The 16,410-nt window shown below is 66.8% G+C and carries 18 protein-coding genes; 9 read left to right on the top strand and 9 right to left on the bottom strand.

Annotated features, from left to right (window positions below; translation table 11 throughout):
* Window positions 1-7 precede the first annotated feature (7 nt).
* The 3 genes from K6L26_RS02940 to K6L26_RS02950 all read right to left on the bottom strand — a co-directional run bounded on the left by K6L26_RS02940 (window position 8) and on the right by K6L26_RS02950 (window position 3,614).
* Complete coding sequence (locus K6L26_RS02940; RefSeq protein WP_221852592.1) at window positions 8-1,879, bottom strand: galactan 5-O-arabinofuranosyltransferase; 1,872 nt, start codon at window positions 1,877-1,879, stop codon at window positions 8-10.
* Entirely contained in the window at window positions 1,879-2,643 is a 765-nt protein-coding gene (locus tag K6L26_RS02945; protein ID WP_019343628.1) for a decaprenylphospho-beta-D-erythro-pentofuranosid-2-ulose 2-reductase, read from the bottom strand. The genes K6L26_RS02940 and K6L26_RS02945 overlap by 1 nt, the downstream gene beginning before the upstream one ends.
* Window positions 2,644-2,735: 92 nt before the next feature.
* Window positions 2,736-3,614 (bottom strand): SDR family oxidoreductase, encoded by an 879-nt coding sequence (locus K6L26_RS02950; protein ID WP_221853322.1) that lies wholly within the window; start codon window positions 3,612-3,614, stop codon window positions 2,736-2,738.
* 83 nt (window positions 3,615-3,697) lie between these two features.
* On the opposite strand from K6L26_RS02950, the gene K6L26_RS02955 reads away from it, so the two are divergent.
* The 4 genes from K6L26_RS02955 to K6L26_RS02970 all read left to right on the top strand — a co-directional run bounded on the left by K6L26_RS02955 (window position 3,698) and on the right by K6L26_RS02970 (window position 6,279).
* Entirely contained in the window at window positions 3,698-4,258 is a 561-nt protein-coding gene (locus K6L26_RS02955; RefSeq protein WP_221852594.1) for a TetR/AcrR family transcriptional regulator, read from the top strand.
* 86 nt (window positions 4,259-4,344) lie between these two features.
* The gene (locus K6L26_RS02960) at window positions 4,345-5,430 is read left to right on the top strand and encodes an oxygenase MpaB family protein (RefSeq protein WP_065062279.1); all 1,086 of its coding nucleotides are present in this window, start codon (window positions 4,345-4,347) and stop codon (window positions 5,428-5,430) included.
* Window positions 5,427-5,642, top strand: coding sequence for a hypothetical protein (locus tag K6L26_RS02965; RefSeq protein WP_019343632.1), 216 nt, complete (start codon window positions 5,427-5,429; stop codon window positions 5,640-5,642). Before K6L26_RS02960 ends, K6L26_RS02965 begins: the two co-directional genes overlap by 4 nt.
* A gap of 10 nt (window positions 5,643-5,652) precedes the next feature.
* The gene (locus K6L26_RS02970; protein WP_221852596.1) at window positions 5,653-6,279 is read left to right on the top strand and encodes a TetR/AcrR family transcriptional regulator; all 627 of its coding nucleotides are present in this window, start codon (window positions 5,653-5,655) and stop codon (window positions 6,277-6,279) included.
* 61 nt (window positions 6,280-6,340) lie between these two features.
* On the opposite strand, the gene katG is transcribed toward K6L26_RS02970, so the two are convergent.
* From katG to K6L26_RS02990, 4 genes are all read right to left on the bottom strand, one after another.
* Window positions 6,341-8,548 (bottom strand): catalase/peroxidase HPI, encoded by a 2,208-nt coding sequence (gene katG, locus K6L26_RS02975; RefSeq protein WP_064900156.1) that lies wholly within the window; start codon window positions 8,546-8,548, stop codon window positions 6,341-6,343.
* Window positions 8,549-8,581: 33 nt separating this feature from the next.
* Window positions 8,582-9,013: a Fur family transcriptional regulator gene (locus K6L26_RS02980; RefSeq protein ID WP_019343635.1), complete on the bottom strand. Its 432-nt coding sequence runs from the start codon at window positions 9,011-9,013 to the stop codon at window positions 8,582-8,584.
* 75 nt (window positions 9,014-9,088) lie between these two features.
* A complete protein-coding gene (locus tag K6L26_RS02985; RefSeq protein ID WP_064900154.1) occupies window positions 9,089-10,471 on the bottom strand; it encodes a decaprenylphosphoryl-beta-D-ribose oxidase in 1,383 nt (460 codons plus the stop codon).
* Between the two features lie 37 nt (window positions 10,472-10,508).
* Entirely contained in the window at window positions 10,509-10,907 is a 399-nt protein-coding gene (locus K6L26_RS02990) for a GtrA family protein (RefSeq protein WP_043371298.1), read from the bottom strand.
* A 48-nt stretch (window positions 10,908-10,955) separates the two neighbouring features.
* Between K6L26_RS02990 and K6L26_RS02995 the strand changes: the two genes are divergently transcribed.
* On the top strand, window positions 10,956-11,582 hold the full coding sequence (locus K6L26_RS02995; protein WP_019349042.1) for a trimeric intracellular cation channel family protein: 627 nt from the start codon (window positions 10,956-10,958) through the stop codon (window positions 11,580-11,582).
* Here the strand turns inward: K6L26_RS02995 and K6L26_RS03000 are convergent.
* On the bottom strand, window positions 11,579-12,991 hold the full coding sequence (locus K6L26_RS03000; protein ID WP_109748903.1) for a MocR-like pyridoxine biosynthesis transcription factor PdxR: 1,413 nt from the start codon (window positions 12,989-12,991) through the stop codon (window positions 11,579-11,581). The two genes, K6L26_RS02995 and K6L26_RS03000, sit on opposite strands and share 4 nt — an antisense overlap.
* Before the next feature lie 49 nt (window positions 12,992-13,040).
* Here K6L26_RS03000 and K6L26_RS03005 point away from each other — a divergent pair, with 49 nt between their 5' ends.
* On the top strand, window positions 13,041-13,511 hold the full coding sequence (locus K6L26_RS03005; protein WP_019349040.1) for a carboxymuconolactone decarboxylase family protein: 471 nt from the start codon (window positions 13,041-13,043) through the stop codon (window positions 13,509-13,511).
* A 20-nt stretch (window positions 13,512-13,531) separates the two neighbouring features.
* Entirely contained in the window at window positions 13,532-14,311 is a 780-nt protein-coding gene (locus K6L26_RS03010) for a phosphotransferase family protein (RefSeq protein WP_064900152.1), read from the top strand.
* Here K6L26_RS03010 and K6L26_RS03015 read toward each other — a convergent pair.
* A complete protein-coding gene (locus tag K6L26_RS03015) occupies window positions 14,269-14,607 on the bottom strand; it encodes a TFIIB-type zinc ribbon-containing protein (protein ID WP_064900149.1) in 339 nt (112 codons plus the stop codon). The two genes, K6L26_RS03010 and K6L26_RS03015, sit on opposite strands and share 43 nt — an antisense overlap.
* Before the next feature lie 633 nt (window positions 14,608-15,240).
* On the opposite strand from K6L26_RS03015, the gene K6L26_RS03020 reads away from it, so the two are divergent.
* Both K6L26_RS03020 and K6L26_RS03025 read left to right on the top strand, forming a co-directional pair.
* The gene (locus K6L26_RS03020) at window positions 15,241-15,888 is read left to right on the top strand and encodes a porin MspA (RefSeq protein WP_221852597.1); all 648 of its coding nucleotides are present in this window, start codon (window positions 15,241-15,243) and stop codon (window positions 15,886-15,888) included.
* Window positions 15,889-15,985: 97 nt separating this feature from the next.
* Window positions 15,986-16,405 carry a pyridoxamine 5'-phosphate oxidase family protein gene (locus K6L26_RS03025; RefSeq protein WP_036391065.1) on the top strand — a complete coding sequence of 140 codons (420 nt, stop codon included), beginning with the start codon at window positions 15,986-15,988 and terminating at the stop codon, window positions 16,403-16,405.
* Window positions 16,406-16,410 lie beyond the last annotated feature (5 nt).

The raw sequence follows: 16,410 nt of genomic DNA on the forward strand, positions 1-16,410 counted from the left end.
GCCGGAATTAATGGCCATCGGGAGTTGGCTTTCTGATCGCCAGGACGAACGGTCCGATGTCGGTCACCTCGAAACGTGGATCTTTGAACAGCGCCGCGTCGAGCGCCACGTGGTAGCGGCGCACGTTCGGCTGGTTGGGGTAGACGTCGGAGGCCAGGCGCAGCGTGTAGGTGTCGTTCGCGCCGTGACGCATCAGGAACACCGTCGGCGCTTTCCAGGGCATTTCGTCAAGCGCCTTCACGAACTCGTCGGGCTTGCTCATGGTGGCCCAGCCTTCGATGGCCTTGGCGCGTTTGTCGAACTCGGCCAGCGGGTTGGCGTAGTGCGACGTGAGTCCCTGGAAGCCGTAATAGGGATAGAACGACAGGAAGCTGTAGTCGGCGGTCAACACCACGGTCTGGTTGCGGGGCACCCCGGTGACCGCGGCGATCTTGGCGTCGATCTCGCGGTAGTAGCGTTCGGCGCCCGGTGGCCGCCGGTCGGCGCGCTGCCCGGTGCCGTCGGTGTCGGTGTAGGCCACGTTGATGTCGGGGCGCAGCACGTCGGGGATGTCCTGGCTGAACGTCACGGCGCCGATGGACCCGACGGCCGCGGCCGCCGCGATCACGCGCCGCCGGGTCTCGGGCTGATAGCGCCGGGCGATCGCCTGCGTCGCCTCGATGAACCCGAACGCGCCTGCGGTGGTGAGCAGCACGGTGAGGGTGGGTTGCAGCCGGAAGGACAGCAGCGTGGTGCCGGCCAGTGTGGTCAGCATCGACAGCAGCGACCAGGCGTAGACGGCGAGCACCGCGATGGCCAGCGCCCCGGCCCGGGTGGAGGTGCGGGCCCGGACCACCAGCCACAGGGTGCCGAGCATGCACAGCGCGCCGAGCAGCGTGAAGCTCAGCATCGGGAAGGTCAGCTGGGCGCCTGCGTCGGGCAGGTAGTGCTGGGCGGTGCCCTTCTCGGCCGGTGTTCCGCGCAACGCCGCCAGCAGGTAGGGGCCCCAGGTGATCAGGGCGAGGGCGCCGGAGATGACGGCGATGACGGCCAGGCGCAGCAGCGGGTCGATGCTGCGGCGGGAAACGGCCAGCACCAGCGCCATCAGCGCCAGCGTGAACGCGCAGTAGGCGAGCAGCAGGGTGTAGAAGAGGGCGGCGAAGCCGAGGAAGATGCCGACGCCGATGACGGCGGCCCAGCCGCCGTTGCGCGTTTTGCCTCTCAGGCCCGACCAGGCCAGCACGAACACCGGCGGCAGCAGCACGGTGATGATCGCGGCGTAGGGCTCGGTGGAGGAGTAGGCCAGCATGGCCGCAGTGCTCGCGGTCGTGACGATCAGCGCGTACTCGAAGCGAATCATGGTCGCCCACAACACGAATGCGAGTGCCACGGCGATGGTGATCGAGACGATCGACCAGGGCTTGAACATTTCCCAGGCCGGGGTGCCGGTGGCGGCGGCGATCCGCCCGCCCATCCAGAACCAGCCGGCCGGGTAGTACGGCGGCAGCCCGAAGTAGGTCATGTCGTGCAGGCCGGGGGCATCAGCCAGCCGGGTCAGGTATTCGGTGCGGAACTGCTGGTCGACCGACACCCCGAACAGGTACAGCTTGGTGGCGCCCAACGGCATCGCCAGGGTGACCACCGAGAACGCCGACAGGAAGATCAGTGCGGCCAGCCGGGCCAGCGTGCGCCGGCCCCGGCGCCAGATCAGGCCCGCGGCGAAGATGCCCGCCAGGGCGCCGACCTGGCCCACCGTGGTGAGCGCGTGCAGCTGGTTGGAGGTGTTGTAGGCCGGCCATTGGACCTGGGCGATCGCGGCGATCGACACCCCGGCGACCGCCGAGGCGAGCATCACGGCGATCACCATGTGTCCGATGACCCTGGCCGGACGCGTCTGCATCAGATAGGAAGCTTGCGGAAGATGGGCCGCGGGATGTGCCGCAGAACCATCATCACGTAGCGGAACGCACCCGGCGCCCAGACCAGCTCCTTGCCTTTGGCCGATGCCGTGACGGCCAGTTCGGCGACGTATTCCTTGTCGACGGTCAGCGGGGCTTCCTTGACGTGCGCGCTCATCCGGGTGCGTACCTGTCCGGGCCGGATCACCAGCACCTTCACGCCGAATTCGCGCAGGGCCTCGCCGAGCCCGAGGTAGAACCCGTCGAGCCCGGCCTTGGTGGAGCCGTAGACGAAGTTGGACCGGCGCACCCGCTCGCCCGCGGCCGAGCTCATCGCGATGATCTGGCCGTAGCCTTGCGCCCGCATCTTCTCGCCGACCAGCACACCGACGGAAACCGCTGCGGTGTAGTTGATTTCGGCGATCTGCACGGCTTTGCGCTGGTTCTGCCACAGTTCTTCGGCATCGCCGAGCAGACCGAACGCGACGATCGCGACGTCCACGTCGCCGGAGGCGAACGCCTTGTCGATCACGTCGGGGTGGCTCGCCGTGTCGACGGCGTCGAAGTCGATGACCTCCACCGAACTGGCACCGGCCTTGCGCAGCTGGGCCACCGCGTCGTCGCGGCCCGGATCGCCGGGCAGGGCGGCCAGCACGATGCGGGCCGACGCGTCGCGCAGATAGCGCTCACAGATCGCCAGTCCGATCTCTGAAGTGCCGCCGAGCAGCAGAATCGTCTGGGGGTTACCTACGGCGTCGAACACCATCTAGCGCAGCTCCAAGCCTCGGGGGACATCGTGACGAGGGTACCGTGCGCCCCCTCCCTCGACGCCGAACGTCCAGGCCAGGCCCTAGGTGCTCAGAAGTAGTGGCCGAGCGCGAGGTCGTCGAGCAGTCCGATCTGGGTCGGCTTCCAGTCGAACTGTTCTCTGGTACGCGCGCTCGACGCCGGAGCGTCGAGCGAGAAGAATGCTCCGAGCCATCCGAAATGCTCCATGACGGCTTCTGCGGCGACGCCGGTGACGGGCAGCTGCAACTGCTTGCCGATGATGCCGGCGATGTCGCGGACCGGCGTGCCCTCCTCGGCGACCGCGTGCAGTCGCGAGCCGGCGGGCGCGGATTCGACGGCCAGTCGGATCAGTCGCGCGGCGTCGAGCCGGTGCACGGCCGGCCAGCGGTTGGCGCCGTCTCCGGGGTAGCCCGATTCGCCCTTTTCCCGGGCGATCTCGATGAGCCGCGGGACGAATCCGTGGTCGCCGGGCCCGTGTACCGAGGGTGGCAACCGCACGACGGATGAGCGCACGCCGCGGTCGGCGAAAGCCAAGGCCGTCGTCTCGGAGACGCGCGGCGAGCCGGGTGTCACCGCGTCGTCCTCGGTCGAGACTTCTCCCAGCCGGATGCCAGTGGTGCCCGACGCCACGACCAGTGGGCGGCCTGACCCGGCGAGTGTCTGGCCGAGGGCCTCGATCGCGCGGCGGTCGGTATCGCTCGCGGCGGCGAAGTCGTTGAAGTCGTGCACGAAGGCCAGGTGGATGACCCCGTCAGTGACTTGTGCGCCGGACCGGAGGCTGTCCGGATCATCGAGGTCGCCGCGGTGCACGTCGGCGCCGGCGGCTCTCAGCGCCGCCGCCGATGCGTCGGATCTGGCCAGGCCGAGAACCTCGTGGCCGGCCGCGAGGAGTTCGGGTACGACGGCCGAGCCGATGAAGCCGGATGCGCCGGTGACGAATATCCGCATGGGAACCTCCAGAGTGATGTCAGTTGCTGTCATCGACGACGATACGCGCGATGTCAGCAACTGTCATCACATAGAATCCCGGGATGGCGCGATGGGAACCCAATGCCCGCGGCCGGCTGGAAGAGGCCGCGCTCGACCTCTTCGGGGAGCAGGGCTTCGAGCGGACCGCCGTCGCCGAGATCGCGGCGCGAGCCGGGCTCACCGAGCGCACCTACTTCCGCCACTTCGCCGACAAGCGCGAAGTCTTGTTCTGGGGTGAACACCTGTTGCGGGACACCCTCGTGGCTGCGATCGCCGACGCGCCGGAGTCGTCTGCACTGGAGATGGTCAGGGCGGGGCTGGGGGCGGTCACGGCGATCTTCGCCGAACGGCGGGACCACGCCCGCCGGCGGCAGGCGGTGATCGACGCCAATCCAGGTTTGCAGGAGCGTGAGTTGGCCAAGCTTGCCGGGCTCGCGACCGCCACAGCCGAGGTGCTGCGCAGCCGCGGCGTTGCGGAGCCCGCGGCCGGCCTGGCCGCACAGGCCGGCATCGCGGTATTCAAAGTGGCTTTCGGGCAATGGATCTCGGCGTCCGATGGAGCCGACTTGGCCGATCTCATCGACGCGGCATTCGCGGAGCTCAAAGCCATCACTGCGATCTGAGGCCCGTGTCCGGTTCGGCGTCCGCCGAAATCGGGTCTTGACCGCACTTCCTACACGACGTAGCTTTTTTCTACACCGTGTAGGAAATGGGGGAGACCATGACGATTCGCGACTGGTTGACGTTGCCCGCGACGGAACCGGGCGAGGACTACGGGTTCTTCGGGCCCGATTCGGTGACCTGGAAGGTGTGGAGCTATCCCACCTCGTTGTCGATCGGCTTCCAACGTGCCGTCGTCATCGAAGAACTCGACCCGGCGCTGGTCGCAGCGGTCGACAAGACCCACGAGATCTACTCACGCCCGCGCACCCGGTACGACCGGACGCTGCGGTACTTCGCGATGGTGGCGTTCGATGACAGCCGCTCCACCGCCAAGGCCGCCGATGTCCTGGTCAAGATCCACTCCAAGGCCATCGGCACCGACCCGGTCACCGGAAAGACCTACGACGCCAACGATCCCGCTTCGCAGCTGTGGATCCACCTGACCGCGTGGCATTCCATCCTGGTGGCCTACGAGAAATACGGGCCCGGCCGGCTGTCGCCCGAAGAGGAGTTGCAGTACTGGCGGGAATGCGCGATCGCCGCCGAGCTGCAGACCTGCGACCCGTCCGACGTTCCCTTGACCCGCGAAGGCATTCGCGAATACTTCGAGCAGATGCGTCCTCAGCTGATCGGCTCCGACATCGCCCGCCAAGCGATGCGCCACCTGCTGGGGGCCGAGGTGATGCTGCCCGAGATGCCGCTTCTGCTGCGGCCCGCCACCTTGGTCATCACCGCGTTCCTGCGTCGCGGCACCCTGGCGACGATGCCGCGTTGGATGCGAAAGATGGCCGGGCTCAGCACTTCCCGGGTGCTCGATGCGTTGGTGGTGCCGCCGCTGAGCGCCTCCTTCACCCTCATCGCCATGAGCAAGCGGCTGCAGCTGATTCTGCTTCGCTTGCTGTCCCCGGCGACCCTGCCCATCGGCGCGCGCGTCCTGTTGTCGGTCCCGCCCAAGAACGCGGTGACGACGACACCGCGTGAGGCCCAGCGCCGCTTCGGCTACGACGCGCCCAGTCAGGCGCACTTCACGCTGCGTGAACGCCAGCAGGTCCGGGTGTTCGGCGAGGGGCTCGCGCCCAGTGACGAGGGCATCATCGAGTCGCAGCCGATTCTCGGTGGGATCGGTTCGTGATCAAGAACCTGCTCGATTACCGGTTGAGCATCCGGCAACTCGTCTACCTTGCGATCGTGGTGGGCGCACCGTACTTGATGGTCGGCATGATCTGGGCGCTGACCCACAGTGATCACATCGCTGGATTGACCGGGCTGGACAAGCTGTTTTCTCTGTTGGGCGAGATCGTCGCGTGGCCGGTGCTGGTCATCGCGAACGTCACACTGACATGAGCGGAGCGAAGTGAACGACGCCGCAACTGCCAACCGGGCCCGCGCCGAACACCTGGGCCCGGACCGGCGCCGGCCTCAGGTACTCGACACCGCGTTGGACATCGCCGCGAACCAGGGCCTGGCCAACGTGACCATGGGCGCCATCGCGCAGCGGATGGGTGTCACCCGGCCCGTGGTCTACGCCTGCTACCCCGGGCGCGGGGAAGTGCTTGCCGCACTGCTGGATCGGGAGACCGACGAGGTGCTGTCAAGCCTGCTGGAGCTGTTGCCGCCAGAGCGCACCGGCTCCATCGAGCAATTGTTCGTCGACGGTTTCCGCGCCCTGCACAGCACGGTGCGGGAACGCCCGGCCTCGTGGCGCATCATCTTCGCCGCCGATCCCGATCCGGTGCTGACCGCGGCGATCGTCGCCGGCCGTGAGCGCATCCGCGGGCAGCTCGCCACCGCGATGCGCCCACTGCTGCAGCGGTGGCAGGTCGCCGATGTCGACGTCACGCTGCCCTTGCTGATCGAGGTGTTCCTGGCGATCTGTGAGGCGGCGGTGCGGAAGATGCTCGACGACAGCGACGACTCCGCGCTGGTCGCCGAGACCTTCGGCAAGGCGGCGTATCGCGCGATGCGGGCAAAACCTCAGTGAGACAACAACACCCCGCGAGCTCCAGCCCGCGGGGTGTTGCGTTCAGTCATCGATCAGGCGACTAGACCTCCAGATCGAACCGATCGTTGTTCATCACCTTGGTCCACGCCGCGACGAAGTCCTTGACGAACTTCTCCTTGGAATCGTCCTCGGCGTACACCTCGGCCAGCGCCCGCAGCTGCGAGTTCGAGCCGAACAGCAGGTCGACCCGGCTGGCGGTCCACTTCGGCGAGCCGCTGGCGCGGTCGGTGCCGACGTAGGTGCCGTCGTCGGCCGGAGCCGGCGCCCACTTCGTGCCCATGTCGGTGAGGTTGACGAAGTAGTCGTTGGTCAACTGACCCAACTTGTCGGTCAACACACCCAGCTCCGAGCCGCCGTGGTTGGCGCCCAGCACGCGCAGGCCACCGATCAGCACGGTCATCTCCGGAGCCGACAGGCCGAGCAGGTTGGCCCGGTCGATCAGGCGGTACTCGGGCGGCAGGCTGTCGCCCTTGGCCACGAAGTTGCGGAAGCCGTCGCCCTTGGGCTCGAGGTAGGCGAACGAGTCGACGTCCGTCTGCTCCTGCGAGGCGTCACCCCGGCCCGAGGTGAACGGCACCGCGACGTCGAAACCGGCGTCCTTGATCGCCTTTTCGAGGCCGACGACGGCGCCGAGGACCACCAGGTCGGCGAAGGACACACCCGTGTCCGAGGCAGCCTGGATCTCCTCGAGCTTGGCGATCACCGGCGCTAGCTCGTCGGGCTCGTTGACCTCCCAGCCCAGCTGCGGCTGCAGCCGGATCCGGCCACCGTTCGCGCCGCCACGCATGTCGCTGGAGCGGTACGAGGCCGCCGCCTTCCACGCGGTGTTGATCAGCTGCTGGATGCTCAGACCCGAGTCAGCGATGGCCGCCTTGAGGGTGGCGACGTCCGCGTCGGACAGCTGCTTACCGGCCGGGATGATGTCCTGCCACAGCCAGGTCTGCTTCGGCACGAGCGGGCCGAGGTAGCGGGTCACCGGACCCATGTCGCGGTGGATCAGCTTGAACCAGGCCTTGGCGTACTCCTCGGCCAGCTCCTCGGGGTGATCCAGCCAGCGGCGGGTGATCTCGCCGTAGATCGGGTCGAAGCGCATCGACAGGTCGGTGGTCAGCATCGACGGGTGGGTCTTGCCGGTGCCCTGTGCCATCGGCACCGAGTTGGCCCAGCCGTTGTCCTTGGGCTTCCACTGGTTGGCGCCCTGCGGGCTCTTGGTCAGCTCCCACTCGTTGCTGTAGAGGATCTCCAGGAAGCTGTTGTCCCACTTGGTCGGAGTGTGGGTCCAGGTGACCTCGAGGCCGCTGCTGACGGTGTCGTTGCCGACGCCGGGGTTGGCCCAGCCCAGGCCCATCTGCTCCAGCGGCGCGGCCTCGGGCTCGACACCGTTCTCGATGTCGGTGGCGCCGTGCGTCTTGCCGAAGGTGTGGCCACCGACGATCAGCGCGGCGGTCTCGACGTCGTTCATCGCCATCCGGCCGAAGGTCTCGCGGATGTCGATGGCGGCGGCCAGGTAATCCGGATTGCCTTCGGGGCCTTCAGGGTTGACGTAGATCAGGCCCATGTGGCTGGCGCCCAGCGGGTTCTCCAGCTTGGTCCGGTCACCGTTCGCACCGGCGTAGCGGTCCTGTGAGCCCAGCCATTCAGCCTCGGCGCCCCAGTAGATGTCCTCCTCGGGCTCCCAGTAATCCGGGCGGCCGAAGGCGAAGCCTGCGGTCTTGAAGCCCATGTGCTCCATCGCGCGGTTGCCCGCGTAGACGAGCAGGTCGGACCACGAGATCTGCTTGCCGTACTTCTTCTTCAGCGGCCACAGCAGGCGGCGGGCCTTGTCCAGGCTGACGTTGTCGGGCCAGCTGTTCAGCGGGGCGAAGCGCTGCATGCCGCGTCCACCGCCACCGCGGCCGTCCTCGACGCGGTAGGTGCCGGCAGCATGCCAGGACATCCGGACGAACAGCGGACCGTAGTGTCCGAAGTCGGCCGGCCACCAGTCCTGCGAATTCGTCAGCAGTTCATCGAAATCACGCTGGAAGGCCTCGACATCGAGCGACTTGACGGCCTCGCGGTAGTCGTAGCCCTCGTCCGACGGATCGATGGCGGGCGGGTTCTTCTGCAGGATCTTCAGGTTGACCGCGTTGGGCCACCAATCGCGGTTGCTGCCGCCCTCCACGGGAGGCTTGATCCGCATGGGACAACCACTCTCGGCGGGTTCGGTCTGTGCTTCACCGATCGGGGGATGGGTTTCGGCGTCGGCCATGACAATCCTTTCCGGGGCTGGCGGGTTAAGGGGTTACCTACTTGGAACAACGGAACATTCGGGGCAGGTGCCCCAATAGATCACCTCGGCTTCGTCGATCTCGAAACCGTGGTCGTCTGACGCGGTCAGGCATGGGGCCGACCCGGCCGCGCAGTCCACGTCGGCGATTGCGCCACACGATCGGCACACGACGTGATGGTGGTTGTCGCCGATACGGGATTCGTACCGGGCGACCGAACCGGACGGTTGGATGCGACGCACGAGCGCGGCTGCGGTCAATGCGTGCAAGCAGTCGTAGACGGCCTGATGCGAGACGTCGGGCAGTTCGTCGCGCACGGCACGGATGATCGTTTCGGTGTCGGCGTGCGGGTGTGTGCTGACTGCATGCAGCACCGCCACCCGGGGGCGGGTCACACGCAGGTCAGCGCTTCTCAGCAACTGCTGGAAGTCCGCCGTCGTCGACACGAACCGAGTCTCGCCCCTTTTCTGGAATTAGTCAAGAATAAAATTCTCGTGAATCCGCGGGGAACGGTGAGGGTGCTAGACGAGCTCCAGCCGGCGGGCCATGTCCGAGATGAACACGCCGTCCGGATCGACCTTGCGGCGTACCGCCAGCCACTCCTCGATGCGCGGATACATGGCGTGGAAGGTCTTGGCGGTGGTCCGCGAATCCTTGGCGGTATACAGCCGGCCGCCGAATTCCATTACGCGGCGGTCGAGTTCGGTGACGAACTCGTTCAGGCCGGCCTTGATCGGGAAGTCGACACACACGTTCCAGCCAGGGATCGGGAAGCTCAGCGGCGCCTGATTGCCCGGGCCGAACAGCTTGAACACGTTGAGGAACGAGTAGTGCCCGGAGCGCTGGATGTCGACGATGATGGCCTTGAACTCATCGACGGCCTCGGTGGGCACGACGAACTGGTACTGCAGGAAGCCCGCCGGACCGTACGCACGGTTCCACTCCCCGAACATGTCGAGAGGGTGATAGAACTGCGTCAGGTTCTGCACCTTGTTGCGGTAGGTGCCCGACTTGCGGTACCAGAGTTCGCCGATCGGTCCGAAGGTGAACTTGTTGGCCAGCCCGTTGGGGAACACATCGGGCAGCGTAAGCAGTTGTGGCGCATCGAATTTCAGCGGATTCTTGCGGAGTTTCGGCGGCAGCTGGTCCAGGGTTGCCAGTGAGCCTCGTGAGATCGCGGCCCGCCCGAGCTTGGGCGGCGCGCTGATCGCGTCGAACCACGCCGAAGAATAGGTGTAGTTGGATTCGCTGCCGTCGCTGTGGAATTCGATGGTCTCGTCGAGGTTGTGGGTGACGTCGCCGTCGGCGATGAAATACGCGGTCTCGGTCGGGGTCATCTCGATGGTGGCCCGCAGGATGATCCCGGTCAGGCCGTTGCCACCGACCGTGGCCCAGAACAATTCGGATTCGGAACCGTCCGGGGTGAGCTTGCGGATCTCACCATTCGCGGTCAGCAGGTCGATCGAGCGCACGTGGTTGCCGAAGCTGCCGGCGCTGTGGTGGTTCTTGCCGTGGATGTCACAGCCGATGGCGCCGCCGATGGTCACCTGTCGGGTGCCCGGGAGCACCGGGACCCACAAGCCGTGGGGCAGTGCGGCGCGCATCAGTTGGTCGAGGTTCACCCCGCCGTCCACGTCGACCAGCTTGGTGCCGGCATCGATCGAGTGGATCTGGTTGAGCGCCGACATGTCGATGACCAGCCCGCCACCGTTCTGCGCGTTGTCGCCGTAGGAGCGGCCGAGCCCGCGGGCGATGACGCCTCGGCCCTTCTGCTCGGCGGCCTGCGTGACGGCCTTGACGATGACCTCGGGATCGCTGGTTGAGAGCACCTGTGCCACGGTCGGTGCGGTCCGGCCCCAGCCCGTCAGGCGCTTGGGAGTGGTCGGCAATTCGGTAGTCGACATCGCAGAGAAGCGTACCCGGCAGTAGCCGGTACGGACCTCAGTGCAGTTTGAAGATCACCGCACGCTGCACGATGAAGTTGATCACCGTCGCGGTGCCCTGGGCGATGACGAAGGCCACCGGCACCGCCCACGATCGGTAATCGGCCAGGTGGAGCACCAGGTGGTTCAGCCCGACCTGCACGGCGAAAGTGACCAGGTAGAGCGCCCACACCGCGATGAACCTGGCCGTGCTCGGCGGGGCCTGGAAGGTCCAGCGCCGGTTGATCAGGTAGGCCGTGGTGGTCCCGGCGATGAAGCCGATCGTCTTGGCGAGGTCGACCTGCAACCCGAAGGCTTTGTAGAGAAGTACGTAGAGCCCGAAGTCCACGATCGCCGACAGCCCACCGGTGACGATGAACCGGAACGCCTGCGTTTTGAGGTCCAGTGTCGGCGACATGACGGGTTCGGCCACCCAGGCAGCTTAGCGAGGGCCTACCGTTCAGTCGTGTTGCAGACGGTGCTCAACGACCTCGGGATAGCGGTGTTCGCGTCCTCGGGGGTGATCGTGGCGATCCGCAAGGGCTTCGATCTGTTCGGTATCGCGGCCCTGGGCGTGCTGACCGGTGTGAGCGGCGGGGTGATCCGTGACCTCTTCCTCGGTGTCCACCCACCCATCTCCATCCAGCACTGGCCCAACATCACGGTTGCCCTGGCGGCGACGGCTGTGGCCACTCTCACCGCCAAGCACCTCATCCGGTTCCACCACATCGTGTTGCCGTTGGATGCGATCGGCATGGGTTTCTTCGCGACCTCGGGCGCGGCGTTCGCCGTCGACAAGGGGGCGAGCTGGTTCGCGGCGGTTCTGATCGGCATGACCACGGCGATCGGCGGCGGCATCATCCGTGACGTGCTGGTTCGGGAGATCCCGATGTTAATGCGCCCGGACGATCTCTACGCCGTCCCGGCGTTGATGGGTGCGACGGCCTATGTGGTCATCGATTACTTCGGCCCGCAGTGGATCGGCCTGGTGGTCGGCACGGTGCTTGCGACGACGTTGCGGCTGGCCGGGTTGATCTTTGGTTGGCGGTTGCCCACCGGTCCGTCGGACCTGATCGTCGGCGAGGATTCCTAGCGGAGGGTGGCCGACAACACCGCGCACAGCGCGTCGACCGCCGGTCCGAAGGCGTGCTCTGCGGGTGCGCCGAAGCCGATGATCACCCCGTCCGGATCGGCGGTGCCCGGGCCGGCTTGTGGATGCCGCATGATCGACAGCCCGCACAGCGCGATCCCGGCCTCGCCGGCCCGGCGCAGCACCTCCGGCTCGGCCCCGTCGGGCAGGGTGAGCAGCATGTTCACCCCGGCCGCCAGTCCGCCGATGCCGAGGTTGAATCCGGTCAAGGCGTCGACGAGGGCGTCGCGCCGGCGACGGTAGCGGTTGCGCATCCGGCGGATGTGCCGGTCGTAGCCGCCGCTGTGGATGAAGTCCGCCAGGGTCAGCGCGGTGAGGGCGTCGACGTGGTACTGGGCCCCGCCGGCGGCGGCGATGACGGGATCGATAAGCGCATCGGGCAGCACCATCCAGCCCACGCGCATCACCTGGGCCATGGCCTTGCTGGCCGAGCCCAGGTAGACGACCCGGTCGGGGTTGAGCGCCTGCAGGGCGCCGACGGGTTGCCGGTCATAGCGGAACTCGCCGTCGTAGTCGTCGTCCACCACATATCCGCCGGTGCGCTGGGCCCAGTCGATGACCGCGGTGCGCCGGGCGGGGTGCAGGGCCATGCCGAACGGGCTCTGATGCGCGGGAGTCAGCAGCACCGCCGGGGTGTCGAGCGCGTCCAGATCGCTGATCACCGCGCCGTGCTCGTCGATCCCGATCGGTGTGGTCGGCACTCCCAGCGCCGCGAGCGCGTCGCGAAAGATGTAGAGGCCGTGGGCCTCTACGGCGATCGGGCGTCGGACACCCAGTACTCGCCCCAAGAGGTCGATGCCGTCACGCACGCCGGAGCAGATCACGATCGACTCAGGTGAGGTGCGCACGCCGCGCACTCGGCCCAGATATTCGGTGAGCGCCTCACGCAGGGCAAGCGGTCCGCGTGGGTCCCCCATCCGCAGCGCCGCGACCGGTGCGTTGGTGACGGCTCGACGTGCCGATGCCAGCCAGGCCGATCGGGGGAACTCCGACACGTCGGGGGAGCCGGGCATGAGGTTGTGCCGCGGTACCGCGGGGATGCGGCGTGGGCGTGGTGGCGTCCGGGTCGAATCGGTGCGGGCGACCCAGGTGCCGGCCCCCTGCCGTGACGCCAGCCAGCCTTCGGCGACGAGTTCGGCATAGGCCTCGGCGACGGTGTTTCGGGCCAATCCCAGATCGGAGGCCAGCGCCCGGGACGGCGGCAGCCGTGTGCCGGTGCTCAGGCTGCCGCCGCGGATGCCGTCGCGAAGCGCGGCGATCAGCTGTTCGCGGGCCGTGCGGCTGCCGGGTTCGATCATCGCGCGCAGCGCGAGGTGCAGGTCTCGGCTCCCCGAATTGGCCCGCGAAGTCACGCTTGAATTGAACCATCTAGGCGGTATTTTTCGATCTAGCGTTGACGGCATGACACAGACACTCGAACCCACCAAGACCGTCGACCGGCTCAAGATCTACAAGACGTCGCCCGAGCTGTACGACGCGATGATGACGCTGTCCAACGCCGCGGCGAAGGATGTCGACCCGACGATCGGTGAGCTGATCAAGATCCGCGCGTCGCAGATCAACCACTGCGCGTTCTGCCTCGACATGCACACCCGCGATGCCGCCAAGCAGGGGGAGACCGAGCAGCGGCTGGCCCTGATCGCGGCCTGGCGGGAAGCCGGCGATCTGTTCACCGAACGTGAGCAGGCCGCGCTGGCCCTGACCGAGGCCATCACCGAGCTGGGCAACGGCCACGTGCCCGATGCGGTGTACGCCCGCGCTGCCGCCGCGTTCACCGAACGCGAGCTCGGTCAGGTGATCGCCATGGCCGTCACCATCAATGCCTGGAACCGGATCAACGTCACCGTGCGGATGCCGGCCCCGCGGCGCTGATCTCGCGGGAAACTGGAGATGTGCAGACCCGGTCCGGTGCAGACATCACGGTGCACGGCGCTGTCGTAGTGAAACTGCACCGGCCGGGTACTGATCCGCGTGCGCTGCGGGTACGGCTGCGGGCGGCCGGGCGGATCAGTGCGTTGTTGAGCCCGCTGTCGGCGATGCCCGAGGCGGTCGACGGCCGCTGGATGAGCCGTTGGCCGCTGGCCGAAACCCTTGTAGCGCAACCGGAATGCGTGCCGTGGGTGGCTATCGGGCAACTGCTGGCGGCGCTGCACACCGAGCCGGTTACTCAGCGATTGCCGGCCCACGGCTGGCCGGCGCGGTTACGTCGGGCGGTCGTTTTGACCCGGCGGCATCGTGCGGATGTGGTGATGCGGGCCGCGGCGGGTCTGCCCGGCGAAGCGTGGCGGCCGGGCTCGGAGCATCGGCCACGCACCCTCGTGCACGGCGATTTCCACCTGGGCCAGGTGGGCCGGCATGGCGGACATTGGCGGCTCATCGACGTCGATGACCTCGGATTGGGTGATCCCGCTTGGGATTTGGCGCGTCCGTCCGGGTTCTGGGCGGCCGGTCTCATCCCTGACGCGGATTGGCTTTCGTTCCTCGATGCCTACCGGGACGCCGGCGGTCCGGCTGTGCCCGCGGGGGATCCGTGGCCGGTTCTGGAGCCGTTCGCGCGGGCCGCCGTCATCCACGCCGCCGCCACCGATCCCGACGACGAACTGTTGATGGCGGCCTGCGCGCGGATGCCTCAGCTGGAGAAGAACAGCCGGCCGAAGCCCTGCTTGCGGTAGTGCTTGTTGCCGCGGTGCCCCCAGCCCGGCCCGTAGTCCGAGTAGCCCTGGTGGTAGCCGGGATGCTGCTGGGGTGCCGGCGGCGGCGGCGCCTGGACAAACCGGTTCTCCATTTGGGTCAGCGCCTCGAGCTCGCCGAAATCCAGGAAGATGCCGCGGCAGGTATCGCACTGCTCGAGGTGGATGCCGTTGCGCTCGTAGGTCTTCATGACGCCGGCGCACTTCGGACACAGCAGGGTGTTGCCGACACCGGACGGGGTCGGGGACTTCGGGGGCTCATATGGCGGGATGCTCATATCGCCATAACGTCCGAACCCGCTGTGAAGTGCCTGTGAAGTGGGGCGGGTAGGTGGGAGTTATCGGGGCTAGCGGTGTGATGTCAGTCACAAATCGGAATATCGGCCAGGGCGCGGTTCAATCCTCGGGTGGCCGTTCAGTTAATCCGAGTGTTCGGCACTGTGTAACGGAACATTTACACAGCAAGCGCAAACTTGGGCTGATCCACGGGCCGGCACGCGATGTCGACAGTGGCTGTGGCAATCATTCTGGTCACCGTGATTGTCGGAGGTGACTCCGGCGGAGCGGGTAAAATACCAGTTCCAACCGCATGGAACGGCTTTCCGGTGTGCTCGTCCACTCGCGTCGCCGCCGTCGCGACGCTCGGCATTCACAGGTAACCAACAGTGACGGTGTGACGTAAGCCGGTGCGGTTCTAGCAAACGTTGTATTACCGTTTGTCTGGTCAGATGGCCGAAACTGCTGCCGTTGCCGCCGGAATGCCGCCCGGTTACGTTTCCTCCTGCCAATCATGAGCAAGGCATGAGAGCCGGGTGTGACGTCCCTAATGGGGTGGCCGATCGCGCTGGCGCTCTGGGTGGGGACCCTGGTTGGTGAAGCACGAATGGATCACCGACAGAGCTAGGGAGAACATGTTGGCATTGAGTCGAATGCTGGTCGCGTTGGTGACCGCAATGGCCGGGATCTTTGCGGGCCTGTTCATAGGCACCGGTACTTCTCATGCGGGTCTGGACAATGAACTGAGCCTGGTCGATGGTCAGGATCGGACGCTGACCGTTCAGCAGTGGGACACCTTCCTCAACGGTGTGTTCCCGTTGGACCGCAACCGGCTGACCCGTGAGTGGTTCCATTCCGGTCGGGCCAAGTACACCGTGGCCGGCCCGGGCGCCGAAGACTTCGAGGGCACGCTGGAGCTGGGTTACCAGATCGGCTTCCCCTGGTCACTGGGTGTGGGGATCAACTTCTCCTACACCACCCCGAACATCCTGATCGACGATGGTGACATCACCGGCCCGCCGTTCGGTCTGGAGTCGGTGATCACCCCGAACCTGTTCCCGGGCGTGTCGATCAGCGCGGATCTGGGCAACGGCCCGGGCATCCAGGAGGTGGCGACCTTCTCGGTGGACGTCAAGGGTGCGGCCGGCGGTGTGGCGGTGTCCAACGCGCACGGCACGGTGACCGGTGCGGCCGGTGGTGTGTTGCTGCGTCCGTTCGCCCGGCTGATCGCCTCGACCGGTGACAGCGTCACCACCTACGGCGAGCCCTGGAACATGAACTGAGCGCATGAGCTAGACACAGCAGTCTGTGGTCGGCGCGTCCTGCCTCTCGTCGAGGAGCGGGGCGCGCCGATTGTCATTTGGGCCGTAGGGTGGCGGCATGACGGCGCAGAGCCCGGTCTCAGTGCTCAGCGAGGACGAGTGCTGGCAGCTGCTGTCCAGCGTCACGCTGGGCCGCTTGGTGTCCACCATCGGTACCAGGCTGGAGATCTTTCCGGTGAACTTCATCGTCCAACACCGCACGCTGCTGTTCCGCACCGCCGAGGGGACGAAGTTGGTGAGCACCCTGTTCAACGACCGGGTGCTGTTCGAGGCCGACGATCACAATCTCGTCGGCGGCTGGAGCGTCATAGTCCGCGGCGCACCACGGCTTCTCGAAGCTCCCGACGAGGTCGCCGAGGCCGAACGCGCCCAGCTGCTGTCGTGGATCGGCACCAGGAAACGCCGCTTCGTGCGGATCCAGCCGAAGGAGATCTCGGGCCGCCGATTCGTGTTCGGCTCTGAGCCCGAAGATATGTAGCTGCC

The organism is Mycobacterium farcinogenes, assembly GCF_019739075.1.
In the GTDB taxonomy this organism is placed as follows: Bacteria; Actinomycetota; Actinomycetes; order Mycobacteriales; family Mycobacteriaceae; genus Mycobacterium; species Mycobacterium senegalense.

Coding starts and splice junctions, on each gene's coding strand:
- K6L26_RS02940 (WP_221852592.1), bottom strand. CDS start 1,879: ATGCAGACGCGTCCGGCCAGGGTCATCGGACACATGGTGATCGCCGTG.
- K6L26_RS02945 (WP_019343628.1), bottom strand. CDS start 2,643: ATGGTGTTCGACGCCGTAGGTAACCCCCAGACGATTCTGCTGCTCGGC.
- K6L26_RS02950 (WP_221853322.1), bottom strand. CDS start 3,614: ATGCGGATATTCGTCACCGGCGCATCCGGCTTCATCGGCTCGGCCGTC.
- K6L26_RS02955 (WP_221852594.1), top strand. CDS start 3,698: ATGGCGCGATGGGAACCCAATGCCCGCGGCCGGCTGGAAGAGGCCGCG.
- K6L26_RS02960 (WP_065062279.1), top strand. CDS start 4,345: ATGGGGGAGACCATGACGATTCGCGACTGGTTGACGTTGCCCGCGACG.
- katG (WP_064900156.1), bottom strand. CDS start 8,548: ATGGCCGACGCCGAAACCCATCCCCCGATCGGTGAAGCACAGACCGAA.
- K6L26_RS02985 (WP_064900154.1), bottom strand. CDS start 10,471: ATGTCGACTACCGAATTGCCGACCACTCCCAAGCGCCTGACGGGCTGG.
- K6L26_RS02990 (WP_043371298.1), bottom strand. CDS start 10,907: ATGTCGCCGACACTGGACCTCAAAACGCAGGCGTTCCGGTTCATCGTC.
- K6L26_RS03005 (WP_019349040.1), top strand. CDS start 13,041: ATGACACAGACACTCGAACCCACCAAGACCGTCGACCGGCTCAAGATC.
- K6L26_RS03015 (WP_064900149.1), bottom strand. CDS start 14,607: ATGAGCATCCCGCCATATGAGCCCCCGAAGTCCCCGACCCCGTCCGGT.
- K6L26_RS03020 (WP_221852597.1), top strand. CDS start 15,241: ATGTTGGCATTGAGTCGAATGCTGGTCGCGTTGGTGACCGCAATGGCC.
- K6L26_RS03025 (WP_036391065.1), top strand. CDS start 15,986: ATGACGGCGCAGAGCCCGGTCTCAGTGCTCAGCGAGGACGAGTGCTGG.